The 24425-nt window shown below is 43.2% G+C and carries 26 protein-coding genes and 1 other annotated feature; of the genes, 5 read left to right on the top strand and 21 right to left on the bottom strand.

What is annotated here, in order from left to right; all coding sequences use genetic code 11:
• Window positions 1–97: 97 nt before the first annotated feature.
• Both miaA and C5Z25_RS11960 read right to left on the bottom strand, forming a co-directional pair.
• Window positions 98–1027, bottom strand: coding sequence for a tRNA (adenosine(37)-N6)-dimethylallyltransferase MiaA (miaA, locus tag C5Z25_RS11965; protein WP_105452775.1), 930 nt, complete (start codon window positions 1025–1027; stop codon window positions 98–100).
• Window positions 1028–1762 (bottom strand): glycerophosphodiester phosphodiesterase, encoded by a 735-nt coding sequence (locus C5Z25_RS11960; protein ID WP_105452774.1) that lies wholly within the window; start codon window positions 1760–1762, stop codon window positions 1028–1030.
• A gap of 107 nt (window positions 1763–1869) precedes the next feature.
• Here C5Z25_RS11960 and C5Z25_RS11955 point away from each other — a divergent pair, with 107 nt between their 5' ends.
• Window positions 1870–2046 carry a DUF3042 family protein gene (locus C5Z25_RS11955; protein ID WP_024625559.1) on the top strand — a complete coding sequence of 59 codons (177 nt, stop codon included), beginning with the start codon at window positions 1870–1872 and terminating at the stop codon, window positions 2044–2046.
• 52 nt (window positions 2047–2098) lie between these two features.
• On the opposite strand, the gene C5Z25_RS11950 is transcribed toward C5Z25_RS11955, so the two are convergent.
• The 7 genes from C5Z25_RS11950 to C5Z25_RS11920 all read right to left on the bottom strand — a co-directional run bounded on the left by C5Z25_RS11950 (window position 2099) and on the right by C5Z25_RS11920 (window position 7573).
• On the bottom strand, window positions 2099–2512 hold the full coding sequence (locus tag C5Z25_RS11950; protein WP_105448298.1) for a rhodanese-like domain-containing protein: 414 nt from the start codon (window positions 2510–2512) through the stop codon (window positions 2099–2101).
• Window positions 2513–2644: 132 nt separating this feature from the next.
• A complete protein-coding gene (locus C5Z25_RS11945; RefSeq protein ID WP_105452773.1) occupies window positions 2645–3607 on the bottom strand; it encodes an ROK family glucokinase in 963 nt (320 codons plus the stop codon).
• Between the two features lie 17 nt (window positions 3608–3624).
• Window positions 3625–3846, bottom strand: coding sequence for a YqgQ family protein (locus tag C5Z25_RS11940; protein ID WP_105448296.1), 222 nt, complete (start codon window positions 3844–3846; stop codon window positions 3625–3627).
• A gap of 27 nt (window positions 3847–3873) precedes the next feature.
• Window positions 3874–4560: a rhomboid family intramembrane serine protease gene (locus tag C5Z25_RS11935; protein ID WP_105452772.1), complete on the bottom strand. Its 687-nt coding sequence runs from the start codon at window positions 4558–4560 to the stop codon at window positions 3874–3876.
• Window positions 4538–5056 (bottom strand): 5-formyltetrahydrofolate cyclo-ligase, encoded by a 519-nt coding sequence (locus C5Z25_RS11930; protein WP_234002748.1) that lies wholly within the window; start codon window positions 5054–5056, stop codon window positions 4538–4540. The genes C5Z25_RS11935 and C5Z25_RS11930 overlap by 23 nt, the downstream gene beginning before the upstream one ends.
• 196 nt (window positions 5057–5252) lie before the next feature.
• Window positions 5253–5402 carry a 50S ribosomal protein L33 gene (gene rpmG, locus C5Z25_RS11925; RefSeq protein ID WP_105448293.1) on the bottom strand — a complete coding sequence of 50 codons (150 nt, stop codon included), beginning with the start codon at window positions 5400–5402 and terminating at the stop codon, window positions 5253–5255.
• Window positions 5403–5530: 128 nt separating this feature from the next.
• Complete coding sequence (locus C5Z25_RS11920) at window positions 5531–7573, bottom strand: peptidoglycan D,D-transpeptidase FtsI family protein (RefSeq protein ID WP_105452770.1); 2043 nt, start codon at window positions 7571–7573, stop codon at window positions 5531–5533.
• A gap of 388 nt (window positions 7574–7961) precedes the next feature.
• Here C5Z25_RS11920 and C5Z25_RS11915 point away from each other — a divergent pair, with 388 nt between their 5' ends.
• Window positions 7962–10601: a YfhO family protein gene (locus tag C5Z25_RS11915; RefSeq protein ID WP_105452769.1), complete on the top strand. Its 2640-nt coding sequence runs from the start codon at window positions 7962–7964 to the stop codon at window positions 10599–10601.
• A gap of 42 nt (window positions 10602–10643) precedes the next feature.
• Here the strand turns inward: C5Z25_RS11915 and C5Z25_RS11910 are convergent, their stop codons facing one another.
• The 3 genes from C5Z25_RS11910 to C5Z25_RS11900 all read right to left on the bottom strand — a co-directional run bounded on the left by C5Z25_RS11910 (window position 10644) and on the right by C5Z25_RS11900 (window position 12210).
• A complete protein-coding gene (locus C5Z25_RS11910; protein WP_105452768.1) occupies window positions 10644–10946 on the bottom strand; it encodes a HesB/YadR/YfhF family protein in 303 nt (100 codons plus the stop codon).
• 124 nt (window positions 10947–11070) lie between these two features.
• A complete protein-coding gene (locus C5Z25_RS11905) occupies window positions 11071–11454 on the bottom strand; it encodes a MerR family transcriptional regulator (RefSeq protein ID WP_105452767.1) in 384 nt (127 codons plus the stop codon).
• A gap of 9 nt (window positions 11455–11463) precedes the next feature.
• On the bottom strand, window positions 11464–12210 hold the full coding sequence (locus C5Z25_RS11900; protein ID WP_105452766.1) for an SDR family oxidoreductase: 747 nt from the start codon (window positions 12208–12210) through the stop codon (window positions 11464–11466).
• 343 nt (window positions 12211–12553) lie between these two features.
• On the opposite strand from C5Z25_RS11900, the gene C5Z25_RS11890 reads away from it, so the two are divergent.
• The gene (locus C5Z25_RS11890; protein WP_105452765.1) at window positions 12554–13693 is read left to right on the top strand and encodes an RNA-guided endonuclease TnpB family protein; all 1140 of its coding nucleotides are present in this window, start codon (window positions 12554–12556) and stop codon (window positions 13691–13693) included.
• 187 nt (window positions 13694–13880) lie between these two features.
• On the opposite strand, the gene greA is transcribed toward C5Z25_RS11890, so the two are convergent.
• The 8 genes from greA to C5Z25_RS11850 form a co-directional block, all read right to left on the bottom strand.
• Window positions 13881–14363, bottom strand: a complete 483-nt coding sequence (greA, locus tag C5Z25_RS11885; RefSeq protein WP_105452764.1) for a transcription elongation factor GreA — start codon at window positions 14361–14363, stop codon at window positions 13881–13883.
• 108 nt (window positions 14364–14471) lie between these two features.
• On the bottom strand, window positions 14472–15101 hold the full coding sequence (gene udk / locus C5Z25_RS11880) for a uridine kinase (protein ID WP_105452763.1): 630 nt from the start codon (window positions 15099–15101) through the stop codon (window positions 14472–14474).
• Window positions 15102–15121: 20 nt separating this feature from the next.
• Entirely contained in the window at window positions 15122–16309 is a 1188-nt protein-coding gene (gene mltG / locus C5Z25_RS11875; protein WP_105452762.1) for an endolytic transglycosylase MltG, read from the bottom strand.
• Between the two features lie 104 nt (window positions 16310–16413).
• The gene (pheT, locus tag C5Z25_RS11870) at window positions 16414–18831 is read right to left on the bottom strand and encodes a phenylalanine--tRNA ligase subunit beta (protein ID WP_105452761.1); all 2418 of its coding nucleotides are present in this window, start codon (window positions 18829–18831) and stop codon (window positions 16414–16416) included.
• A gap of 8 nt (window positions 18832–18839) precedes the next feature.
• A complete protein-coding gene (gene pheS / locus C5Z25_RS11865) occupies window positions 18840–19886 on the bottom strand; it encodes a phenylalanine--tRNA ligase subunit alpha (RefSeq protein ID WP_105452760.1) in 1047 nt (348 codons plus the stop codon).
• A gap of 53 nt (window positions 19887–19939) precedes the next feature.
• Window positions 19940–20169, bottom strand: a binding site (T-box leader).
• A gap of 44 nt (window positions 20170–20213) precedes the next feature.
• Window positions 20214–20585, bottom strand: a complete 372-nt coding sequence (locus C5Z25_RS11860; RefSeq protein WP_105452759.1) for a winged helix-turn-helix transcriptional regulator — start codon at window positions 20583–20585, stop codon at window positions 20214–20216.
• A 39-nt stretch (window positions 20586–20624) separates the two neighbouring features.
• The gene (locus C5Z25_RS11855) at window positions 20625–21131 is read right to left on the bottom strand and encodes an HD domain-containing protein (RefSeq protein ID WP_105452758.1); all 507 of its coding nucleotides are present in this window, start codon (window positions 21129–21131) and stop codon (window positions 20625–20627) included.
• 96 nt (window positions 21132–21227) lie between these two features.
• The gene (locus C5Z25_RS11850) at window positions 21228–21998 is read right to left on the bottom strand and encodes a TrmH family RNA methyltransferase (RefSeq protein WP_105452757.1); all 771 of its coding nucleotides are present in this window, start codon (window positions 21996–21998) and stop codon (window positions 21228–21230) included.
• Window positions 21999–22108: 110 nt separating this feature from the next.
• Here C5Z25_RS11850 and C5Z25_RS11845 point away from each other — a divergent pair, with 110 nt between their 5' ends.
• Together C5Z25_RS11845 and yidC are read left to right on the top strand one after the other, a co-directional pair.
• Complete coding sequence (locus C5Z25_RS11845; protein WP_105452756.1) at window positions 22109–22381, top strand: acylphosphatase; 273 nt, start codon at window positions 22109–22111, stop codon at window positions 22379–22381.
• A 63-nt stretch (window positions 22382–22444) separates the two neighbouring features.
• A complete protein-coding gene (yidC, locus tag C5Z25_RS11840) occupies window positions 22445–23380 on the top strand; it encodes a membrane protein insertase YidC (RefSeq protein WP_105452755.1) in 936 nt (311 codons plus the stop codon).
• A 67-nt stretch (window positions 23381–23447) separates the two neighbouring features.
• On the opposite strand, the gene C5Z25_RS11835 is transcribed toward yidC, so the two are convergent.
• Window positions 23448–24386 (bottom strand): UbiA family prenyltransferase, encoded by a 939-nt coding sequence (locus tag C5Z25_RS11835; RefSeq protein ID WP_105452894.1) that lies wholly within the window; start codon window positions 24384–24386, stop codon window positions 23448–23450.
• Window positions 24387–24425 lie beyond the last annotated feature (39 nt).

The following is a 24425-nucleotide window of genomic DNA, read 5'->3' as shown; positions in this document are numbered from 1 at the left end:
TCTTAATACAGACTTAATAGTAGCAATGTCGACACAGAATGTCAATCATTCATGTTAGAAAACATTACATGTTTTGGGTGGGTATACCAATTGCATTTTAGCAGCGCCAATTAGTGACTAAGTCATCAATTTCACGCCGTTGTTCTGGGTGTTCAAGTAAGTTATACCAGTTGACCGTCATTTTATTGCGAAACCAAGTTAATTGGCGCTTCGCATACCGACGCGAGTCCCGTTTAATTAAGTCAACTGCGGTAGTCAGCATCGTGTCTCCTGCAAAATACGGGAATAATTCATGATAGCCAATCCCCTTACCGGCGGGCAATGCCCGACCGCCTTGTTGGTAAAGCCAGCGAGCCTCATCAATGAGCCCCGTCGCAACCATCTGATCAACCCGCTGATTAATGCGCTGGTAAAGTTCTGACCGCTCCGCCGTTAAACAGACTGTTAACGCTGATAAATCCGTTGGCTGTTCATCGGCTTGATCCGAGAATCGCCGGCCACTCACATGTTGATACTCTAAAGCCCGGACCACGCGGACCACATTTTGTGGCTCAATCTTGGCAGCCGCCTGCGGATCAACCCCTTGTAAGACCGACCAGACGGCTTGGGATCCCTTAAGCGCCGCTAAATCAAACCACGTCTGCCGATACGTTAAATCCGGGACTACATTGGCCGTACCAAACTGAAAGCCGGCTAACAATGATTGTAAATAGAACCCCGTCCCCCCAACAATAATCGGCAACTTGCCCCGCGCTTGGATTTGATTAATCAAAATCGTTGCTCGCGACACAAATTCAGCCACTGTAAAGGAATCATGTACTGATTTTATGTCAATCAAATGATGGGGGATGGCTTGCCGTTCATCTGGTAAGACTTTGGCCGTACCAATATCTAAATGCCGATAAACTTGCATCGAATCGCCAGAGATAACTTCACCATCAAATTGATGCGCCAATTCTAATGATAACGCGGTTTTCCCAACCGCAGTTGGTCCCGCAATTAAGAGCACTTGCTTCGTTGTCACAATTTATCCTCCTTGCATTGTCCGGCGCAACTGGTGAGCCAGGCCGGGATAATCGGTAATCAGGCCGGCAAACCGGTGCCGAAAACAAAACTTCATGTCACGGGCAGTATTGACCGTCCACGGCCGTAGTTGCACCTTAGGCAACATCAGCCAATGCCGCCGTACCCAGCGAATATCCGGATGATAACCGAGAATCACCCGTTCCGCATGTAACCGTTTGGCGGTTTGAAATTTACTTTTAAATAAGCTATCAAACTCAGCGGTCGGTTGTAACGCATGTAGTCGTTCAATTGATTTACCATAAAAGCTGGAATAGACTAACTTAAACGGAACATCATGATGATTAAAATAATCGGCCACTAACGCTTCAATCCCATCATAATGAATTTTATTGGTTTTTAATTCCAGATTAAAGATGCCGGTAAAGTTTTCTGCTACTAATAATTGCACGACTTCATCTAACGTTGGGACCCGCGTGCCAGCATAGTCCGGTGCAAACCAAGCGCCGGCATCTAACTTTTTTAATTGGACCAAGGTCAAATCAGTAATCCGCCCGGTCCCGTTAGTCGTTCGATCGACTCGTTCATCGTGCATAATGATCAAATGGCCATCTTTTGATAAGTGGACATCAGTTTCGAGACCATCCGCGCCATCCGCCAATGCGGCTTGAAAAGCCACCAGTGTATTTTCCGGACGGGTACCCTTGCTCCCCCGATGCGCAATAATCTGCGTTAACATCTAAATCACCTCAACTTCATTCAAGATATTTTTTAAGCCTTTCGTATTGATATCTAGCCTCAAAACAATCATAATGAACTTAATAACTTACTAGGAGGGTCAATTCTATGAAATCATTTACACGCGGCTTTTTATTCGGCGTCGTTGCCACGGCAGGTGCCGTTATCGGCTCGGTACTATCATTTAAAAAGCAGGTCGTCGATCCCATCGAAGATCAAGAAAATAAGTTTGAAGAAAGTCGGAAAAAGGCTTTACGTAAAAGTCGTTCCGCTCATAATGGTTAATTAAAAAATGGTGGCTTGAACAAAAAATAAATTTTGTTCTGGCCGCCATTTTTTAATACTTCGCTTTTTTTGTTTTTCCTTCCCAACGGGCATAACCTGGCTTCAAAATAAATAATTCTTTGAACCCATTTTTGGATAAGGTCGCCACGGCACGGGTACTCAACGTATGGGTCTGGTCATAGACATAGACTGGCATATCTTGACGTAATTCGCCCATCCGAGATTTTAACATGTTATATGGAATGTTCCGGGCACCAAGAATATGGCCCGCATCAAATTCCTTCTTTTCACGTAAATCAACGACTTGCGCTTTCCGCATGCCGGCATTAAATTCGTCAGCTTCCAACATCGTCGAGACTTGGCGGCGTCGAATATAACTATAAAAAACATAAATAAAATACGCTGCGATAAGAATAATTAAGACAATATTAATTGAATTCCAAACGCTGATTGCACCTAAAACCACACTATCCCTCCTAATTTCTACTTCTTTATTTTACACAAAACCGCTTACTTTTACTAGACCTAAACCCATTAAAAGCCAATTACGCCCAAAAAAGAGGCCCCCATCGCTGGTCAGCCTCTTAAAAATCGTTAATTAGATAAATCGTTGGGCTAATGAAGCGGCCCCAATCACACCGGCATCGTTACCCAATACCGCTAACTTCAAAGCAGTCGTATTACGTACCGTTGGGAATGTATTTTCTTTAAAGTAATGTTCAACTTGGCGTAATAAGAAGTCGCCGGCAGCTGAAACGCCACCACCAATAATAATAGCGGCGGGGTTCATCGTATTACCAACATTCGCTAAAGCTAAGCCTAAGTAGAATGAAACGCGATCCACGACGCTCTTAGCCAAGACGTCGCCTTCTTTAGCTAAATCAAAGGTAATCTTAGAGCTGATTTCTTCACCGTTGTCTAAAAGTTGTTTTAGCTTAGAAACACCAGAGAATTCTTCAGCCATATCACGAGCCACATGGACAACCCCAGTAGCAGAGGCGTATTGTTCCAAACAACCACGCTTACCACAAGTACACATGTAGCCATCTGGCTTGACCGTAACGTGACCAATCTCACCAGCAGCCCCAGCGGCACCATGCAACAAGTGACCGCCAGCGACGATTCCACCACCGACACCGGTCCCTAAGGTAACGAAAACCACATTATCATTGTTTTCGCCGGCACCCTTCCAGCGTTCACCTAAAGCAGCGACGTTAGCATCGTTGTCTAAGGTGAACTTGATTCCGGTGCCTTCTTCAATCTGTTGCTTAACTGGTTGTAAAACCTTCCAGTTCAAGTTGTAGGCGCCAATAACGGTCCCAGCTTCCAAATCAACGGTCCCAGGAGTTCCCATCCCGATACCGACGAATTGTGAGCGGTCCATCTTGTATAAATTGATGTGGTGATTGATTGATTCAATAATATTCGGTACGATATGCGTACCTTCATCAAGAATTGTCGTTTCAATACTCCACTTTTGTTGGATGTCGCCATTTTCAGTTAAAATAGCGAACTTAGTTGTCGTCCCACCAAGGTCGACACCAATTAATTTGCGGTCCATGTGACTAAATCCCTCCATTAATCATGTTTCTGCGCTGTTGGCGCTTGTTCTGCTTCAAGCCGGTGCTCATGATTCAATACAATCTTCACCCGGGCATACATTTTGGCATTAATAACCCCAGCTTGATACAAATGATCAATTTCGATGGCCATTAATTCAATATCCCAAATACGTTTGCCCACATAAACGTAAACACCAAACTTTTTCAGTAGCTGTTGTACATCGTAAAGTGTTTTCATGTGCATAACCTCGATTAATTATACCGTTTATTTAAAATTTGTAAAACCCAATTTTATCATGGCGGCCCAAGCAACAATTAGCGTGATGCCAGCTAAAATCCGCTTTAAGTTTGGTATTTTACCCATCTTAGGCACCCCGATGACATACGCAATCAAGAAGCCCCCGATTAAGCCGCCAATATGGCCCCAAATATCAATTCCCGCTGAGAATAAATCAAAGACCAGATTCATCACCGTAAATAGTAGGAATTGCCCAGTTAATTGCCGAATCATTGGATTCTCCCAGAACGATTCACCAACCATTAAGAAAGCACCTAGTAGCGCAAAAATTGCGGTACTAGCACCTACTGACTGGTTCGCAGATAAGCCAAAGCTCATCACGTTCCCACTGATACCACCTAATAAATAAATCGCCAGTAAGCGCCACCGACCAAACAACGCTTCAATCTGCATACCCATAAAATAAATGACTACCCCATTTAACACAATGTGGGTTAAGCCCATATGTAAGAAGATTGGCGTTACAAATCGCCACCACTGACCAGCAATGATTGCCTGATTATTCTTGGCCCCCATTAAATATAAAATAGCGGCATTCGTGCTGCCACCCAGCAACCATTCAATTAAAAAGACCCCGACCGTAACCCCTAAAATAATCTGAGTCATTGCGGGTTGGGTCCGCCACCATCGTTTAATGTCCGTCGTTACCACCATCCTCTGCTACTAATAATTGATCCAACAAGATATCAGTCGGCTCGATGGGCCAACCAGCTTGGTCAAATGCCATCTCACGAAAAGCCAAGGTTAACTTAACCCCCGTATAATCAGCCAGATAACGATCGTAATAGCCGCCACCAAAGCCAATCCGCGCACCATCCGCACGACTATAGCCTAATCCAGGTACCAAAATCAAATCTAACGTGGCCTTATCAACGGTCAGCCCAGTAACCGGTTCTAAAATACCGAACTTGGTCCGTTCTAATTGGGTGGTTGCCGTATACGGCTTAAAGGCAAGTTGCCGCTGTGGTCGCGTCTGGGGCACAAAAACAAGTTTATGTGCCCGCCAGGCCGCTTCAATAATTGGCCGGGTATCTACCTCAATGGCGCTACTAATCGTCACAGCAATTCGATTAGCTTGCTTCCAAGCGGGACTAGCAACTAACTGTTGCTGCAAAGCTTGGTTTTGAGCCAATCGATCAGCCGCACTCATTGCGCCTAGGCGCGTTAGTTGTTGTTGTCGAAATTGCTTTTTATCGATCGTAACCAGCTCCTAATTTTTTGCTTTAATAACAAAAAATCTCATTCATCAACATAAGCGACTGGAAACCCAATCACTCATTTGCCAACAAATGAGAAACCCATTGTCTAATGACAATGCAACAGAAAAACAACAGGTAACCCCGTTGTTATTTTGTTTCACGATGTAAAGTTACTTTATGTTCCCGTGGACAGTACTTCTTAAATTCAACCCGATCCGGATTGTTCCGACGGTTCTTTGAAGATAAGTAGTTACGTTCATGGCAATCAGTACATTCTAGTGTAATGTGTACCCGCATGTTGTTGACCCTCCAAACTCATTCGCAAATTACAGGGCCGGAACCCTTAACTTGAATTACTATACCATTAATGGCAAAAAAATACCAGTATCAATTAAGATACTGGCACCTAAAAATCAAGATTTTAGTTATTTTGCATAGTACTTCCAATAAGCCTTATAAATCTGGGTTGCAGTCGTGGTATTAACCGTGCTACTTGTTGCTGTAATCCCAGGAAAGACAATGGCAATTACCACTTTTGGATTCTTATATGGCGCATAAGTTGCCAAACTCAACGTTTCCGTCGAAGTCGTCCCATGGAACGTTTCAGCAGTCCCAGACTTAGCAGCCACTTGTGGTGATAGGTCTTCTAGGGCACTCCCAGTCTTATAAGTACTGGTCCCATGAACCACCAAATAGTACCCCTTTTGAACCACGTCAAAGTATGATGATGGCACGTCAACCGTGTTCAAGACCCGGGTGCCGACATTCGTCTTAACCCGACCTTGTGTCCCGTCAGACTTAGTCCCAGTAATGGCAGAAACCACATGTGGGGCAACCCGTTGACCACCATTAGCCATGGTTGCCATGTATTGGGCAACCTGAATTGTCGTATATGAATCGTAGTTACCGAAGGACAAGTCAAGGGATTTACCAATACTGCTCTCACTAGAATCCCCTTGATAACCGGTCGCTTCACCTGGTAAATCAATCCCAGTCTTGACCCCTAACCCAAATTCGTTAAAGTAACTCCGGAGTTTTGAGAAAATCGAGGTCGACATAGTTAAGGCTTTACCTGAGGCATACGTATAATTGCCTTCCTTCATGGCTAACTGCATCATGTACGAGTTAGAAGACACTTCCATCGCTTCAGACGCATTCAAGGATAAGCTCGTTGCCCCAGTTTTGTTGAACCAAGAACTCTTGGTAGCGGTACCTTGAAGCTTGATTGGCGTATCCGTTAATGTACTGCTGGTTGGGGTAATGACGCCTGATTGTAAGGCTCCCATAACGGTTGCCCCCTTAACAACTGACCCCATGACAAAGGATTGATTAATCGTCCCCAGCGCATTTTCAGTGACTTTACCAGTCGATAAATTACGACTAGCCCCAGCTAAGGCGTAAACTGCCCCAGTCTTAGGATTCATGACGACTGCATAGGCGCCTGGCAAATATGGATTAGCTGACCCAGCACTCTTCGTCTGCGCCATCATAATCTTTTGAACATCTTTTTGGAAGGCCGAGTTAATCGTCAAAACAACGTTATCACCCTTTTGCCCACCGTACTTTTTAATTTCTTTTTTGATGACGCCGTCTTGCGTCTTCACTTCAGTTTGCGACTTAGTGCCACGGAGCACACTCTCGTATTGCTTCTCTAGTTGGCTTTGCCCAACTGAGTCGTCCCGCGAGTAACCTTCAGCCAATAACGTCTTGATATTATCACTAGGTAACCCTTGCTTTTCAGTGGTAACAGTTCCCAGTACACTGGTCATACTAGTGCCATTCGGATAACTCCGAGTCCAGCTAGTCCCAACTTTAACACCAGGCATTTGCGATTGATGTTCGCCAATCTCAGCTAATTCCTTACTGGTGACACCCGTTGATTTAATATTGACGGTTGACAAGGAATACGCAGCACTCATTTTGGCATAAATGGCGGCTGCATTTTCTTGCTCGGCTGTAAAATTATCAATGAGGTGTTTTTCAGTATAAGCGACTTCTTTATCATATAAGGTATCTGCCGACAAAGAAGACGCTCCCGAAATATGCTTTGCAACTGCTTTTAAATTTGCGCTGCTACCCAAATAGTAATCAGCCTTATTTCGATCGGTCAAACTTGACGTCGAAATAGTTAAATAGTCGCTCAAACTCGTCGCAACTTGGTACATTTTAGTCGATGCGACACTCAAGCCCTTTGTATATTGAATGGCCTGATGTGATTTATTACCGACTAAGACCCGCCCCGTTGAATCATAGACTGATCCCCGTTGGACACTTGCGGTCGCCGTCGTATTATTTGCTGAATTAACTTCAGTTGCAAACTTACCACCATAATCAACTTGTAAGTAAGCCAACTGACCAATTAACGCCGCAAATAGTAAAAAGACGATAAAAAACAAAAAATTCAATCGGAATGGAATATGCGACTTATTAGGGTCACGGTTCGCAGTAATTTTCTTAAACAGTTTCAATTCTCAGGCTCCCGTTCTTAATTTGGTAAAATTGGCTCCTAGTTCGCCAGCTGTTACTAGCACTTTTAGATAATTGCATTACTCATACTATTGTAGCCTATGCCTATTTTTCAATCAATAGTGTACTATAAATCTGACAGTTTAGCAGTCCGATTGCAACTACTTTATCACCATCTTTAACAATTCCCAAAATCATCACCCATTTACGGGCCAATTAACCAAAGTTGGTACCGCTAATTAACCACTGATCATAATAAAGATTTAACGCGTACTGCATAAAGAATATGATATTCTATATAGTAGACATAAGAATTTCAACTAATCAATCCAGCCGATGCAGGTAATTTTTGATTTGGTTGAAGATTTAAATAAAGATTGAGGTGGCATTTTGAGAATCCGTCGTATTTTTGACAAACGAACTTGGCCGCTCTGGCTGAGTTTCTGGCTGCCATTAATATTAATGACTGGCTATTTTATTTATCGACACATGGCGCCATTTGGTTCCAGCAGTTTATTGACTGTTGATTTAGGGCAACAATATGTTGACCTATTCGCCTACTTCCGCCATACGCTGTTGCACGATCCAAGTGCTTTTTTCTATTCCTTCTCTAAAACGATTGGTGGTGAAATGGTAGGTGTTTGGGCTTATTATTTAATGAGTCCCTTTAATTTAATCTACTTGTTTTTCCCTGGTCAATCGCTGACTACTGGGATTTTCATCGTCACAGTCTTGAAATACGGCTGTGCTGGCTTAGCCTTTGCTTGGCTTTTGACCAAAACACAGACGCAAAAAGGTTGGCTCGTCCCAACTTTCAGTACTGCTTACGCCATGATGGGCTGGATGGTTGCTAATCAACTCAACATGATATGGTTGGATACCATCGCCATCTTACCCCTAGTCATCTTAGGCCTTGAGCGCCTCTTTAAGACTGGGAAAGTGCGCTGGTTTGCCGGTTGGTTAGCGGTCATGTTAATTGATAACTATTATATGGGTTACATGGTCGTCTTGTTTGCTTGTCTTTACTGGTTGTATGGTGCAACTAAATATTGGCAGAACTTTAAGACCCTTGGTATTCAGGCGTTAAAATTCGCTTGGGGGGGCTTATTGGCAGCAGCATTATCGGCCTGGTTGCTCTTACCAACCCTGTGGGCCTTAATTCAAAGTAAAGCGCAATATAATGAAACAACCGTCCATTGGAAATTTGAATACGCCCCTTGGAAAATGCTCGCTAAGTTTATTACCGGCAGTTTTAATTTCAACCAAATGCCATCCGGTCAGCCTAACTTCTATATTGCCTGGCTTGCAATTTTGGCATTTATCTTATTTTTCTTACGCCGACATGCCAAATGGCAAGTTAAGCTCGTCGTCTTATTAGTAACGGCTTTCTTACTGCTCTCGTTTTGTTACGAACCATTAGACTTGCTCTGGCACGCAGATCAATTTCCAGTTTGGTACCCTTACCGCTTCTCCTTCGTCTTTAGCTTTTGGATTGTATGGATTGGTGCGCAGGCGTTAACCAAAGAAATAACAATCAAGTTATGGCAAGCGTTAGTGATGTTAGGGCTACTAATTGGCTTATTCACAACTGTTTATCTGAATATGAAACATGTAACGTATGTGACGCAAGCTAACCTGGTCATTACGATTGGACTAGCCGCAATCACCTTGATCTTGTTGATTGTACCTAAGCACCATTTAGGCTTGTATCAAGCGATTGCACTCTTGTTAGTCGCAACTGACATGATGATTAATGCCTCGGCCTCCTTGGGTAACTTATCCTACGTATCTCAAGCTGAATTCGGTAAATATACGACCGCTTTGGATCGAACCGTTAATAAAATCAAAGCCAGCGACAGTCATTTCTATCGTATTGGCAAGACTTTCACCCGGACTAAGGATGACCCGATGCAGGCTGCTTATAATGGTGCTGACCACTTTAGTTCAACCTTTGAAAGCATTATTCCGAACTTCTTTGGCTCAATTGGTCAACCTGATGGCGATGGCGTTGTGACTTATTCTAATGGGACCTTGATCACAGACTCTTTATTAGATATGAATTATTTCATGGATAAGACCGTGCCAACTGCTCAAACGGATAATGACAATTACAATAGTTATATTCCAGTTACGAGCACGAAACCAGACTTGAAAAATTATCATAAAAAATCTAGTTTGAGTAACAGTGAAGCGACCACTTATCAGAATCCCTATGCGCTAGGCTTAGGCTTTGCGGCTTCAGATAAAATTACGACATTAAAAGTTTCTAAGACCACTGGCGATCCGATTGCGCGGCAAGAATTAATTTATCAAACCTTAGCTAATCGGTCTACCACCAGTTTAATTTCAGCGGAAAACTTTGACCAAGTCATCTTCCAAAATGTGAAGAAAGTCGTCACGCTAACGGGGTCAGTGGTTAATAAGCAAAATCTGGCTAAAACTGGGTCAATTTACTTCAAATTTACTCCCCAGACCAATGATTCGTACTACTTGACGCTTGGACAAAACTTAACAACGTCCAATGCCAGTTATTATATCAACGGTAAAGAGCTCAAGCAGTACCCCACTTATCGCCATACAATTGCGGTAAACATTGCAGCTAATAGTAAAGGTAAGACGATTACCTTTGGGATTCAGATGAAGAAGACGTCCTTGTGGTTGCAAAACTTCACGCTGTATAAGTTAGATAACAGTGAATTCAAGCAATCCGCTAAAAAGTTACAACGTTCGCCGTGGAAGTTAACACAACACTCTAGTCGCAAATTGACTGGAACTATCAACATTAAGCAAAAGCACCAAGTTTTAATGACAACAATTCCCTACTCGGCTGGCTGGCATGCTAAAGTCGATGGTAAGACAGTGGCAACTAAGAAGGTTATCAACACCTTTGTTGCTGTGCCACTAAGTAAAGGCAAGCATACGGTCACTTTGACGTATCGACCGCCTTACCTCGCTACCGGGGGGCTCATCACTGGTATCGCTGCCGTTGGGACCGTTGCTTGGTTTACCATCAAGCGTCGGCGCCACTAATAACCTAAAAATGGATTCGAGACGTCGGTCTCGAATCCATTTTTAGTCTTGATTGGGTTGATAATCGTATTTAGGCCCATCATTTTCAGCATCAAAATCAACCGTCAAATCGTACCCTTTAAAGAACCAGTCATCACGATCATTAACGTAATAGTTCACGCCATCCTTTTCAACTAGCGCAATCGGTCGATGGGGCTCATCATCTCGCGCTAGTCCAATGGAAAAACCATGATGGACAGCGGTTTTACCATACGTTTTACCGTAAAAACGGACACCATTCCCAGCTACTACACCCATTTCAGTTTGGAACCAATGACTGGCTTCATCTGTAACTGTTATTTTCATATCGGTTCACCTCATTAATTGTAATCGTTTACAGTATTGTCTCCTTTTTACCTGTAAAACGCAACATTGCAACTTGGTGAGCAAGTGCTCCAACAAAAAAGCGCCCAAGAATGGACGCTACTAGCTATTGTGGTGGTACTAACTTACCATGATAGCCTTCCACATGTTCTTCATAATGGTCAGCCTTGTATTTAATTAAATCATATGTTTTCTGCATCCGGGCCAAGCGTTGGTGAATCCCGACTAATTGCTCGTTAAGTAAATCCTTACGCGCTGATCGGGTTGCCTCGCCTAGTCGAAATAAGTCAATATATTCAATTAAATAATCAATGCTGACCCCGGCCTCACGCATACACTGTGCAAACTCAATCCAACCTAAATCTTCTTGGTCATAATTTCGATACCCCGCTTGGTCACGGTGCACGGCAGGAATTGCGCCGACCCGTTCCCAATAACGTAATGTATCGGCAGGAATCTGATATTTTTCGGTCACGGCTTTAATTTTCATGCTTTTATTCTACCACGGTTGCGTCGTCGGACCAATTGTGAATTCGCTGACGTTAGTGTCTTCGGGCTGATCAATCGCAAAAGCGATCACATTTGCAACCCGCGCTGGTGAGATACCATATTCTTTGTAAATTTCAGCTGCGCCTTTGGCGGTCGCTTGATCGGTAATCGTATCCAAAAGCTCCGTATTGATTGCAGCCGGATAAATTGTCGCCGTTCGAATATTCGTCTTTTCTTGGGCTGATTCCATCCGTAAAACTTCCATCAAGTCCCGGACGGCCCATTTAGTTGCGCCGTAAACCGCACCACCAGGGTAAGCTTTCAAGCCAGCGACCGATGACGTTGCAATAACATGACCGGACTTTTGCGTTTTGAAAACAGGTAATACTGCCTCTAATCCATTTAAAACACCATTAATATTCACATCGACCATTTGATGCCATTGATCAGTTTTTAAGTCTGAAAGTGGGGAGTTAGGCATTAAACCAGCATTTAAAAACATGACATCGACTTGCCCAAATTTTGTCTGTGCCAATTCAACTAGGGCTTGATTATCAGCCACTTTGGTCACATCGGTCACCCGGTAAACAGCTTCGCCACCAGCAGCAATAATTTCATCGACCATGGCTTGTAACTTACTTTCACGTCGTGCGCCTAATACAAGCTTGGCACCTTTACTGGCTAATAATTTAGCGGTCGCCGCACCAATCCCTGCTGATGCGCCGGTAATAATCACGACTTTCCCTTTAATACTCATGTTAAAAACTCCCTTACTTGTTTAATAGCCTTAGTATAAACCTTTGAGTCGACTCCAAGGCAACTAAAAACACGCATTTTTTGAACTTAGGTGAGGAAACACGTTCTTTTAAGGACGTGATGAATCGCCTTTTGTTTTGTACGCAGTGTATATTTAATAGAAATCGTTTCAAAATACGTATTTAGTACTGAATAGATGGAAATTGGTCACGACGATTGTAGCCACTTATTAGTTAATGTACCGCAAAAGTTATCGGCAAAAAACTGATTGTCACTGGTGGTCACCTAGTTATGATGTCGAAAACATTATACTACTAGCCAACAAATAAAAGAGGTGCTTTTAGATGACGCTACGAGCGATTAAAACCAGAATCTATCCCCAAATTGACCAACAAGCCAAAATCATTAACAATTTTGGCTGCTGTCGTTTCGTTTGGAACCAGTTATTAAGCATGCAGATTGAGCGCCATAACAATGGTGGATCTTACGTCAATGAATTTGGCATGAATTATCTGATTAAGTGTCTCAAACAGGAATACCCATTCCTCAAGCAAGCGGAGTCAACCAGTCTGTTACATGTTAGTCGTGATTTACATCATGCTTTTCAGAAATTATTTAAGGAGCATGTTGGTTTTCCGAAGTTCAAATCGCGTAAATTCCCCAAACAGAGTTACCAGTCTAATTCAGTCAATCAGAATATTAGTCAAATCGATCAACACTATCTCAAATTACCAAAATTAGGCCGTCTTGCCTTTAAGTCTGGCCGACAACTTACCGGTAAGATTAAAAATGTCACAGTCTGTTTATCCGCTACCGGTAAATACTACGCCATTGTGTTAGTCGATAATGACATGCAAGAACTGCCTAAAACTAAGCAGGCGGTGGGGATTGATATGGGTGTTGCAGATTTAATGATTACCAGTGATGGTGTCAAATATCCCACTATTCGTTTTGATAAGGCCTTATCGCAAAAGAAACATTATTGGGAAAAACGGCTAGCCCGACGTCGGTTACAAGCCATGAAAGAAATTGCGTGGGACAAACACAATCAAGTCTTAGAACCGCGTGAATTAACCGACTTCAGTAATTATCGCAAGGCGCGTATCATGGTTGCCAAATATAACGAGAAGATTGCTAACCAGCGGAATAACTATTTACATCAACTCACTAAGAAACTAGTAACGCTCTACGATGTGATTAAAATCGAAGATTTGAAAACCAAAAATCTTCTCAGCAATCATCAGCTCGCTCGCGCAATTGCCAATCAAGCTTGGCGTGAACTACGCACGCAGCTTGAATATAAATGTGCTTGGTATGGTAAACGGTTGGTCACTGTGAACCCTCGAAAAACTAGTCAAATCTGTGCTGACTGTGGTTACGATGATGGTAAGCATGGGCTAGCTATCCGGCAATGGACATGTTCTAGTTGTGGTGTTAACCATGATCGGGATATTAATGCCGCCAAGAATATACTAAGCGCTTAACCAGACTAGCAAGGCTCGGAACGAGCCGTGATAAATAGCTGTAACCGCTGGGCATAGTGCTAGTCACTATTGTGTAAGTTGGCAGTGTTCTCAGAAGCTCGGTCATTTATGGCCGAGTAGTTCACATGAATCAATACAAAAAAGACCAATCCACAATTGAATTGGTCTCCTAGCATCACACCTGAACTTAGGCGTTTTCTACCTTAATAATCTTAACGTTCATCTTACCAGCTGGAATTTCGATGGTCACTTCTTCATCCACGTGATGGCCAATTAAGCCTTTAGCAATTGGCGAATCATTGGAAATCTTACCTAAAACAGGATCGGCTTCAGCCGCACCAACAATCGTGTAGCTTTCAGCTTCTTCATCAGGTAATTCTTTAAAAGTCACAATCTTACCAACTGAGACTTCATTAACATCAATCTTTTCGCTATCAATGATTTCAGCATATTGGAGCATGTGTTCAACCGTTTTAATGCGGTTTTCTAATAAGCTTTGTTCATTTTTTGCTGATTCATATTCAGAGTTTTCTGATAAATCACCATAACTCCGTGCAATTTTAATTCGGTTAATAATTTCTGGGCGTTGGTTAAGCTTGAGGTCTTCAAGTTCATGTTCGAGCTTAACTTGACCCTCTTCCGTCATTGGATATCTTTTTTCTTCAGCCAATGTTTCCACTCCTCTAGTTCTTCAAATAGTTAACAAAGAACAGCCTACCATGCCGGATTTTAATAGTAAAGGCTCAAATCCGAAAAATAGGCTGTCTTTTAATTTTGTTTATAAAATCGAACGAACTTTCGTGGTCAAAAGATCAATGGCAACTTTATTTTCGCCACCTTCAGGCACGATTAAGTCCGCATATCGCTTCGTTGGTTCCACGAATTGATGATACATTGGCTTGACCGTCGCTAGATATTGATCAATGACCCAATCTAGTGTCCGACCACGTTCTTTAATATCCCGTTGAATCCGTCGAATAATCCGTAAATCATCATCCGTATCCACGAAAACTTTAATATCCATTAAATCACGCAACCGTTGATCATCTAGAATCAAAACCCCTTCAACAATAATCACATCACGTGGTTCTTGATGAATAGTTTTGGCACTACGAGTAGATTGTTCATAGTCATAGACGGGCTTTTCAATCGGTTCATACCGCAAAAGTTGTTTGATTTGGGCAATCATTAAATCCGTATCAAAGGCCAATGGGTGGTCATAGTTAACTTGCCGACGTTCAGCCATGGTCATCTCGCTTTGGTCATTATAGTAAGAATCTTGTTGTAAAATCAACAATGATTGACCTGACAGCTGATTATAAATAGCTTGGCTAACTGTGGTTTTTCCACTACCGGACCCACCAGTAACGCCAATCACAACTGGGCGACGATGTTTTTTTTCAGTCATATTTTATCTCAGCCTCATTTTTATTCTTCGGCAGCTGCGTTATGCTTAGCAACTTTCTTGATGTTGGCAGCATGCCCAGCGTCGTCCTTAGCATAATAAACTTTTCCGGTCTTGAGGTCCGCTACAAAGTACATGTAGTCCTTACTACGTTGCGCTGGATCAAGCACCGCTTTAATTGAAATCAAACTAGGACTATTGAACGGTCCTGGGCCGTAACCTAAGTGCAAACGTAAGTTATACGGTGACTTCGATTGTAAGTCCTTCGCCGTTAATGATGCTTTCGTCGAATTAATCGCATATAGCACTGAAATATCAGAATCTAAGCGCCACTTAGCATCAATCCGATTCATGAAGACCCCGGCAATAATGCGACGATCCTTCGTGGTACTCCCCTCACGTTCAGTTAAGGACGCTAAAGTCATCACCTGTTGCACCGTCATCCCAGACTTCTTGATTTGCTTATAATAAGGTTGCATTTCTGCATCCGTCTTAGTCACCATTTGGGTCACTAATTGCTTCAACGTGGTCTTTTTATCTGCTTGATACGTCGCTGGGAATAAGTAACCTTCTAAGCGATAGCGTACATTTTTGGCTTTCATCGCTGAACCTAACAAATCAGGGTACTTCTTTGCTAACGAGTTCAAGAAAGTTTGGTCTTTCATCAGAGCATAAAATTCCTTCGACGTAAAATCAGTTTGTTTTTGAATGGTTTGCGCAATCGTCTTAATCTGACTACCTTCAATCACTAAAACGCGTCCGGTCGAACTTTGAATGGGCTCGGAAGTACCACCCTTATTTAATTTCTTCGCGATTTTTTCCAATGACATCGATGGCTTTAATTGATAATAGCCGGCATGAAAGTTGGATAAATTATGGGCCTTCGTCCAGTATTCAAAGACAAAGCCACTCTTAATCACTTTTTTTGATTGTAAAATATTCGCAATCTTTTTACTATTGGCACCGTATGGAATCTTAACTTGGACCACCTGATTGTCACTCTCATTATAAGGTTGCGTAGCGTTATCAAAATAGCGATAACCCATTACCCCAATAATAACCAACAAGGCCACTAAAATTCCAATGACACCCCAGATGACGTGTTTAGAGAACGACTTGCGTTCTTTCTGATTCACCTCAGGTTGGTTATCGGTACTGTGATCTGATTGATTCTGCTTATCTTGGTCGTTATTCAAAATTCGCCCCTCCATCTATTGATTAATCCTATCAATTATACAAAACTGAGGCTCATTTTGCACTAGTTCTATCAGACTTTTAGGCTTTTTTAGGCTTATAAGCCAGTCCTAATGACAGCTTAACGGATTTCCGCACCTAATTCAGTCGTCAAAGCAGTGAGGACCTTTTCGAAAGCTTGGGTCACTTCATCATCAACTAAGGTCGCATTTTGATCTTGATACGTTAATGTATAGGCCAATGATTGCTTCCCGGCTGGCACATTCTTCCCATGATAAACATCGAAGAGTTGCACATCTTGAAGATGGGCGCCGCCCTTGGCCGTAATTAAAGCCATTACCGTCGCATTCGTCACCGTTTGGTCAATCAGCATTGCCACGTCCCGCGTCACACTTGGGAATTTTGAGATTGGTTGATATTGTTGACGGGCTTTTGGTAACGCAATTAACGCATCTAAGTCTAATTCAAACACAAAGGTCTCACGAACTTTGTAGGCTTTAGCGGTGGTTGGGTGAATTTGACCGACGAACCCAATCAATTGATCGCCACTATAGATATCCGCAGTCCGACCAGGATGCATTTCTGGATGGGTGGCACTGGCGACATACGTTACTGGCGTCGCTAAGGCCAATGACTTTAAGTAGCCAGCGACAATGCCTTTGATTTGATAAAAATCAACAGGGGTCGCTTGCGTATCCCAGGCAGCTTTCACCATTGAACCGGTAATAGCCCCAGCAATATGGGTCACTTCTTTTGGCCGCACCTGTTCTGGTTGACTGAAGAAGACCCGCCCGACTTCATACAACGCCACATCATGTTCTTTACGAGCCTTGTTGTAGGCTAAATCATCTAATAAACCAGCCACTAAGTTTAAGCGTAGCGTCGTCCGTTCAGAGCTCATTGGGAAGTCCAACTTCGTCACTTCACTGGCATGTAACGCAAAGGCTTGCGCTTTAGTTGCCGTAGTCAATGAATAACTGATTGCTTGCGTCAATCCGGCACTTTCCATCAACCGGCGCGAATCTCGAATCAATTGTTGGGTTTCATTGAGTTTACCAATAGTTGGTTGTCCTGTTGGTAACGTCGTTGGTAGCTTATCATAGCCGTATAACCGTGCAACTTCTTCAATCAAGTCGGCTGGAATATGAATATCCCACCGCCGGGCTGGCACCGTCACGGTAAAGGTATCTGCTTTAACAACCGTTGGAAAGGCTAACCGGCGGAAAATATCTGACACTTCAGCAGTAGTTAAAGTCGTGCCTAGCACGTGGTTAATCCGTGCTAACGTGATTTCAACGACAGTCGGCGTGACAACTTCTTCACGCCCAACTGCAGTGCCCATTGTGACTTGGCCGGCACCTAATTCAGCAATCAAAGCAGCGGCAGCATCTAATGCCGTTTGGGTCGCACTGTGGTCAATTCCACGTTCATAACGCATTGCGGCTTCACTGTGTAAGCCATGGCTATGAGCAGTCTTACGAATCTTAACCGCATCAAAAACAGCCCCTTCAAGGACTACCGTTGTCGTCTGATCAGTCACTTCAGTGGCTAAGCCGCCCATGGTCCCGGCCAAACAAATCGGTTTATCATCACTACAGATTAGTAAATCAGTCGTTAATAAGTCCCGTTCTTCACCATCTAAAGTGGTTAACTGTTCACCAGGCTTAGCAAAGCGCACATTCACTTTACCGGCATTTAATTGGTCATAATCGAAGGCATGTAAGGGTTGCCCATATTGCATTAAGATATAATTCGTCGCATCAACAACATTATTAATCGGCCGCATTCCAGCATTCCAAAGCCGAATTTGTAACCAGAGTGGGCTTGGCTTGATGGTAATGTTCTTAACTAAACGCATTTTGTAGATTGGGACATCCGCTTCGTCAACGTCGACCGTCACGTCTAAGGCATCATCCGTTAAGTCAGCTGCATCTTCGTGTAAATCAACGGTTGGCATCGTTGGCGTTTGATCATAGATGGCCCCTAATTCATGGGCGGTTCCATTCATACTGAGCATGTCTCCGCGATTCGGCGTAATTGATAAATCAATAATTTCATCGTCCATCCCCAAATATGAAAAGACGGGTTCGCCTGGCGTGGCATCAGCTGGGAGGATAAAAATTCCATCCGCAACTTCTTTAGGCACTAATTTTTCATCAAAACCTAATTCGTCTAACGCACATAACATCCCGTTAGAGACTTCACCACGCATTTTACTGCGCTTAATTTTAGTGTGATTGCCAATCCAAGAATTAGGCAACGCAACGATGACCTTTTCGCCAGCGGCCACATTAGGGGCCCCACAAACGATTTGAATCGGATCACCATCACCCACATCAACTTGGCAAATGTGCAAATGATCAGAATCGGGATGTGGCACACACGTTAATACATCGCCCACAACGACTTTCTTCAACCCTTCACTGGGCCGAATTACACCGTCAACTTCTACCGCCGTCCGCTCAATTTTTTCAGCTAATTCATCGGCTGGGATGTCCAACTGTAAATAATCACGTAACCATGCATAAGATATTTTCATAGGACCGCCTAACCTTTCTTATAAAACTGCGACAAGAACCGAACATCATTTAAGTAGAAGTTACGAATATCGTCTACCCCATACTTCAACATGGCAAACCGATCTGGACCTAAGCCAAAGGCAAAACCACCATAAACTTCGGGATCAATGCCAGACATCTCTAAGACGCGTGGATGAACCATGCCGGCACCTAAAACTTCAATCCAACCAGTCTGTTTGCAGACTGCACAGCCCTTACCATTACAGTTAAAACAAGTGACATCTGCTTCAACGGATGGTTCTGTAAATGGGAAGTAGCTCGGTCGAATCCGAACATCAAATTGATCACCAAATAATTCATTGGCAACTAGGACTAAGGTCCCTTTTAAATCGGCCATCGTAATATTTTTATCAACGACTAACCCTTCGATTTGATGGAATTGATGCGAATGAGTCGCATCATCCGTATCACGTCGATAGACCCGCCCTGGTGATAGCACCTTCAAAGGTCCCTTCGAAAAATCGTGGTTTTCTAGTGAGCGTGGTTGATCGGCAGAAGTTTGCGTCCGTAATAAGACTTCTTTCGTAATATAAAACGTATCTTGCATATCGCGGGCCGGATGATCCTTTGGTAAGTTCAACCGTTCGAAGTTATAGTAATCTTCTTCAACTTCGTCGCCATCCTCAATCTGATAGCCCATGCCAATAAACAAATCTTCTAATTCCGTAATAATCTGGGTAATCACATGCGGTTGCCCTTGTGGGACTGTACGACCAGGCAAGGTCACATCAACCGTCTCAGCAACTAATTGCTTATTGACAACGGCTTGTTCTAATTGTTCCCGCCGATGATCAATCGCCGCTTGTAACTTATCCCGGACCTCATTCGCATAAGCCCCAACTTTGGGCCGTTCTTCTGGTTCCAAGTCCCGCATACCACGTAAGACTTCTGTAATCGGGCCTTTCTTGCCAAGCAAATCAACTTTAACTTGATTGACTTTTTTCAAGACATCCGCTGACTTAATATCTGCTAAGCCCTGATCACGCAATTCGGTTAATCGATCTTGTAAACTCATATGCTGCCTCCAATTTTTTAGTCGCATTTTAGACACAAAAAAGCCCCGTCCTAAAAAGGGACGAGGTCATCGCGGTACCACCCTTGTTCGTCAATTATCGCTTCGCTTAAATTAACGCACTTTCACCGGATAACGGCCGGGTACCGGAAATTTAGTTGTATCATAATGTCTAATTCCAGCTCAAAGAGTGAATTCGTTAGTGTAACCGCCAGAGTGCTTCCAGTCGCTGACACTCTTTCCTAAGACGGCATAACTAAGTACTACTTCTCATCAACGCTTTTCAATCTACTATGTCAGTTTATGGCAAACCCAACGTAGCGTCAAGCCCTATTCGTAAGAATTCTCAGGACTATTCCACTTATCAGACCAACCATGGACGGTTTCCATCACTTGCTTTAAATCGGCACCTTTCGCAGTTAATCGGTATTCAATCAAGGCTGAATCACAATGTGTAATCCGACTAACGATGCCATTGGCTTCTAATTCTTTCAAGCGCACCACCAAAACGCGGTCACTACAACGTGGAATTCGTCGCGCCAGGTTTTTAAAACGTTGTGGCCCATCCTCTAATAAAACGTCAATAATTAGGCCATTCCACTTTTTACCTAAAATTGAAAAGGTTTGTTCAAATTTAGGACACAATTCAAATTCGGATTCAGCGGTCGTGTCAACAACCGTATCCAGTATCATTTCTGACATTTTACATGACCTCCAAAAAAAGTTCTCCTGGCCGGTTGGTTATCCGGCGGAAACTTTCCCCCGGAATCGGTCCAGTTGTTTGGCCACCTTGAGACGTAATGGTCCAAAAAACTCATGTTCTGCTTCATAATCATCGACTAAAGAGACTAACAAACTTTCTCGATATTTAGGTATGGCTAACGTCGCCCCAAACATGTGCTTTAAAATGATGTCTTTCTCCATCGGGGTTAGTTTGGTTAACTTTTCAGCGTTCCGTAACGCTACCCGCGGGTGAATAAAGGCGTGTGACCCCAAGTCAAACTTGGTTTCACGCCAATCATAATAAAACAAATCATGTAACAAACCACCACGTGCGACCGCAGCAGTGTTGAGGTGCCATTTCTTTGCTAATAAATAACTATCATATGAAACTGCAATTGAATGATCTAATCGATTCGAATGATGGTGTTGCGTAAAATCGGCTAAGTGTTGCACAGCCGGTTGAGCTAATAAATCAGCGACAATTGCCACGTACTCGGAATCTTGTTTCCATGCATTGATTTTCATTGAAAGCTCCCTTTGCTAATAACTACCGCTATTCTACTAAAAAGTAAGCTATTTTGAAAGTATTTTGTTCAGCAACCACCTAATTCTAACGACAACTTAACGATTTAGACCAAACATCAAAATTCCAGCCGCAATCGCAACATTCAACGATTCGGCTCGGCCTTTAATTGGGATATACAAATTTTTAGTCGTTTGGGCCAATAAAGCAGCACTCATACCGTTGCCTTCGTTACCCATAATCAGTCCGAAACTCACGGGGGCATCCACATCTAAGTACGCTGCCGCCTGTGGGTTTAATTCTGATCCATAAATCGGCAACCCTTGTGCTTTCATCTGGGTCACCAGCGCCGCTAAATCCGTACTAATTAATTGCAAATGAAATTGGCTACCTTGCATAGCCCGTTCCACTTTAGGTTGATGAATATCACCGGTACCAGTCCCGAACGCCACCCCGGCAAAGCCCGCTGCATCCGCAGTCCGTACCATGGTGCCAATATTACCTGGATCTTGCACATTATCTAGCAGTAACCATGGCCGACTTAAATCCAGCTGGGCTAAAGGATCAGCGGCTGGCTTAGGCAGCAAAGCTAACGCAAAGACCCCCTGTGGTGTCACGGTTGCGCTGATATGACTGGCAACTTCCTCTGAGATTTCAATGACGTCAGGAAAATGCGTTAAATCTGGCTTAGTTGCTAGTTGTTTTTCGGTTAACAGCAGTGTTTTGATTGAAACCTTGGCTTTGACCGCTTCATTAACCAAATGCCACCCATCCAATAAGTATAAGCCTTGTTGGTGACGACCCTTTTTCGTCTGTAGTTTTTTCCACGCCTTCACGTGGGCATTTTGCAACGAATTAATTTTTTCCATGCGAAAACCTTCCTCTGATGAACGTTTTAGTTAAAGACAAGTATAGCATATCGCTCCCGACTAACTTCCATGCTATTATAGATAATATAGCTTTAAAAGGGAGTGACAATATGCGAGCAGTAACATTACAAGTTAGCGGTCGCGTGCAAGGCGTCGGCTTTCGCTGGGCCACCAAGGCTGCTGCGGATAAATGCGGTGTCAATGGCATCGTTCGTAATTTAATGGATGGCTCAGTCTTCATTGAAGCTGAAGGTGAAGATCAACGCATTCAAGTTTTCATTGACGTCATCAAACAATCACCGACTGACTTTGGTCGCGTCAAGCACCTCATTGTGCACGATGTTGAACCACAAAACTATCATAATTTTCGGATAACCAATTGAAATCCCCTGCCATCTCTAGTATCATCATGCTTATATGACTAAAATAAAGGGGATTATGATCAAGTGAAAAAGAGAAAAGGCCTCACCGTTACACTGGCACTGTCCAGCTTAGCGTTGCTACTTAGTGGCTGTGTACAGGTTTCAAAAGCTGGTAAACCATACGGCTTCGTATATGACTACTTAGCGCGACCTGGACAAATTGTGATGCAATGGTTATCACAGTTGTTCGGCAACAATTACGGTTGGGCTATTATTGGCTTAACGGTCATCGTGCGGTTAGTCTTATTGCCAATGATGATTAATCAACAACGTAAATCGACCTATCAACAAGAAAAAATGGCGGCAGTTAAGCCACAATTAGCTAATATTCAAGCACGGCAAAAGCAAGCCACAACACAGGCTGAAAAGGCCGCTGTCAGCAACGAAATGATGCAACTCTACCGTGATAATGGGATTAGTATGACTGGCGGCATTGGCTGTTTACCATTACTGATTCAATTTCCAATTTTCTCAGCCTTGTATTATGCGATTCGCTACTCACCAGAACTTTCTAGTGCTAAGTTTATGGGAATTGCCTTAGGTCACTCTAGTCTCCTATTGGCAATTCTGGCATTCGTTTCTTACCTAGCCCAAGGTTACCTCTCAATGATTGGGTTACCCGCTGAGCAACGTAAGGCCATGCGGACCATGTTAGTCGTCAGCCCCGTCATGATTTTATTTGTAACCATGTCAGCGCCAGCCGGTTTGGGCCTCTACTTCTTCGTTGGCGGCCTGTTCGCCTGCTTACAAACTTTAATCATCAACTATTTCCGTCCTCGAATTCGACGGGAAGTTGAAGCTGATTTAAAGAAGCATCCAATCAAGACGCCTACGCCGAGTGCCGTTGGTGGCGCTAAACCAGTTAACGCAACTGAAAATTCAGTGACCGATACCCCAACGCCACATCAATCTGATGGTGCGGGTCGAAATGCGGGTAAACAGCAACGTCATCATCATTAATTAACCACAAAAATACGTTAATCACGCCCTTACTGGACTGTGATTAACGTATTTTTTTAGGTGAACTTTAAAAAACAATTCCTAGAATAAGCGCAATTAACTGCAACCCTTGAAACAACATCAAATTCTGTGGCGCCGTATTAAACGTCGTTTCCTTCACTTGAACGGCATTGAAGGTTTTGATATTTTTGATGATTTTTGGTAGCGCCAAAACAACTAATAATTGATAAATAGGTAAAATTTGTAAGCCAACACTCACAAGCACCGGTAAATAACTGAGCAACGCTAACCAATCATAGACTTTCAAAGCCCGTGCTTTCCCGATATAATAAGGCACCGTATAACGTTGATTCCGCACATCCTGATCTAAATCACAAATATTATCAGCTAACATAATATTTGCAACTAAAAAGATGTTCGGTAATCCCACTAATATCATGATTAAGATATGTTGTAAATTACCAACAATGGCAAAGTGCGGCCACGCCCAAGTAAAGCCCATTAACACCGGCGTCGCTACGTTAACATAGACCGCTAAAAAGAACACGCCGAACCCTTCAACCGTTCCCGACAATAATTCCCCCAACGGAAAACGTGAAAATGGCACCGGTCCATACGTATAAAATATTGCGACGCCAATCGCCGCCGCTCCCATAAATAGTAAAAGCAAATTGGTCCGTGAGACTAAAACGAGCCCTAGAATAATGGCAGTCGCTAACATCCCAAGCATTAGTCGTAACGAACGGCGTGGCGATAAGTGCTCACGCCCAATAATGTTGTACGTGTCACGATAATGTAAATCGACGGCCAGATAATAATCCTGCACATTATTGAACCCCGTGACAAATAAGGCGATTGCCACTTGGGCGATGAGATAAATTAGTGAATTAACCCAATTAAATGCTTGAAAATAATAAATTGAAAATAAAACACCCATAAAATATGGCACGACGCTGGCGGCCTTCGCATTCAATCGAATAAATTGCAAAAAAATCTTGACCGTCATCGGCTGATAAGTTGTTTCATTTGTCACCCTAGTTGCCTC

The organism is Lactobacillus sp. CBA3605 (assembly GCF_002970915.1).
Lineage (GTDB): Bacteria > Bacillota > Bacilli > Lactobacillales > Lactobacillaceae > Lactiplantibacillus.
Note: the sequence above shows the minus strand (reverse complement) of the source record. Positions and strands in the feature narration are given on the sequence as shown.

What these genes read in the sequence shown, in the direction of transcription:
- C5Z25_RS11960 (WP_105452774.1), bottom strand. Translation starts at nt 1,762, where the DNA reads ATGTTAACGCAGATTATTGCGCATCGGGGGAGCAAGGGTACCCGTCCG.
- C5Z25_RS11955 (WP_024625559.1), top strand. Translation starts at nt 1,870, where the DNA reads ATGAAATCATTTACACGCGGCTTTTTATTCGGCGTCGTTGCCACGGCA.
- C5Z25_RS11945 (WP_105452773.1), bottom strand. Translation starts at nt 3,607, where the DNA reads ATGGACCGCAAATTAATTGGTGTCGACCTTGGTGGGACGACAACTAAG.
- C5Z25_RS11940 (WP_105448296.1), bottom strand. Translation starts at nt 3,846, where the DNA reads ATGAAAACACTTTACGATGTACAACAGCTACTGAAAAAGTTTGGTGTT.
- C5Z25_RS11935 (WP_105452772.1), bottom strand. Translation starts at nt 4,560, where the DNA reads ATGGTGGTAACGACGGACATTAAACGATGGTGGCGGACCCAACCCGCA.
- C5Z25_RS11930 (WP_234002748.1), bottom strand. Translation starts at nt 5,056, where the DNA reads ATGAGTGCGGCTGATCGATTGGCTCAAAACCAAGCTTTGCAGCAACAG.
- rpmG (WP_105448293.1), bottom strand. Translation starts at nt 5,402, where the DNA reads ATGCGGGTACACATTACACTAGAATGTACTGATTGCCATGAACGTAAC.
- C5Z25_RS11910 (WP_105452768.1), bottom strand. Translation starts at nt 10,946, where the DNA reads ATGAAAATAACAGTTACAGATGAAGCCAGTCATTGGTTCCAAACTGAA.
- C5Z25_RS11905 (WP_105452767.1), bottom strand. Translation starts at nt 11,454, where the DNA reads ATGAAAATTAAAGCCGTGACCGAAAAATATCAGATTCCTGCCGATACA.
- C5Z25_RS11900 (WP_105452766.1), bottom strand. Translation starts at nt 12,210, where the DNA reads ATGAGTATTAAAGGGAAAGTCGTGATTATTACCGGCGCATCAGCAGGG.
- C5Z25_RS11890 (WP_105452765.1), top strand. Translation starts at nt 12,554, where the DNA reads ATGACGCTACGAGCGATTAAAACCAGAATCTATCCCCAAATTGACCAA.
- udk (WP_105452763.1), bottom strand. Translation starts at nt 15,101, where the DNA reads ATGACTGAAAAAAAACATCGTCGCCCAGTTGTGATTGGCGTTACTGGT.
- mltG (WP_105452762.1), bottom strand. Translation starts at nt 16,309, where the DNA reads ATGGAGGGGCGAATTTTGAATAACGACCAAGATAAGCAGAATCAATCA.
- pheT (WP_105452761.1), bottom strand. Translation starts at nt 18,831, where the DNA reads ATGAAAATATCTTATGCATGGTTACGTGATTATTTACAGTTGGACATC.
- pheS (WP_105452760.1), bottom strand. Translation starts at nt 19,886, where the DNA reads ATGAGTTTACAAGATCGATTAACCGAATTGCGTGATCAGGGCTTAGCA.
- C5Z25_RS11860 (WP_105452759.1), bottom strand. Translation starts at nt 20,585, where the DNA reads ATGTCAGAAATGATACTGGATACGGTTGTTGACACGACCGCTGAATCC.
- C5Z25_RS11855 (WP_105452758.1), bottom strand. Translation starts at nt 21,131, where the DNA reads ATGAAAATCAATGCATGGAAACAAGATTCCGAGTACGTGGCAATTGTC.
- C5Z25_RS11850 (WP_105452757.1), bottom strand. Translation starts at nt 21,998, where the DNA reads ATGGAAAAAATTAATTCGTTGCAAAATGCCCACGTGAAGGCGTGGAAA.
- C5Z25_RS11845 (WP_105452756.1), top strand. Translation starts at nt 22,109, where the DNA reads ATGCGAGCAGTAACATTACAAGTTAGCGGTCGCGTGCAAGGCGTCGGC.
- C5Z25_RS11835 (WP_105452894.1), bottom strand. Translation starts at nt 24,386, where the DNA reads ATGACGGTCAAGATTTTTTTGCAATTTATTCGATTGAATGCGAAGGCC.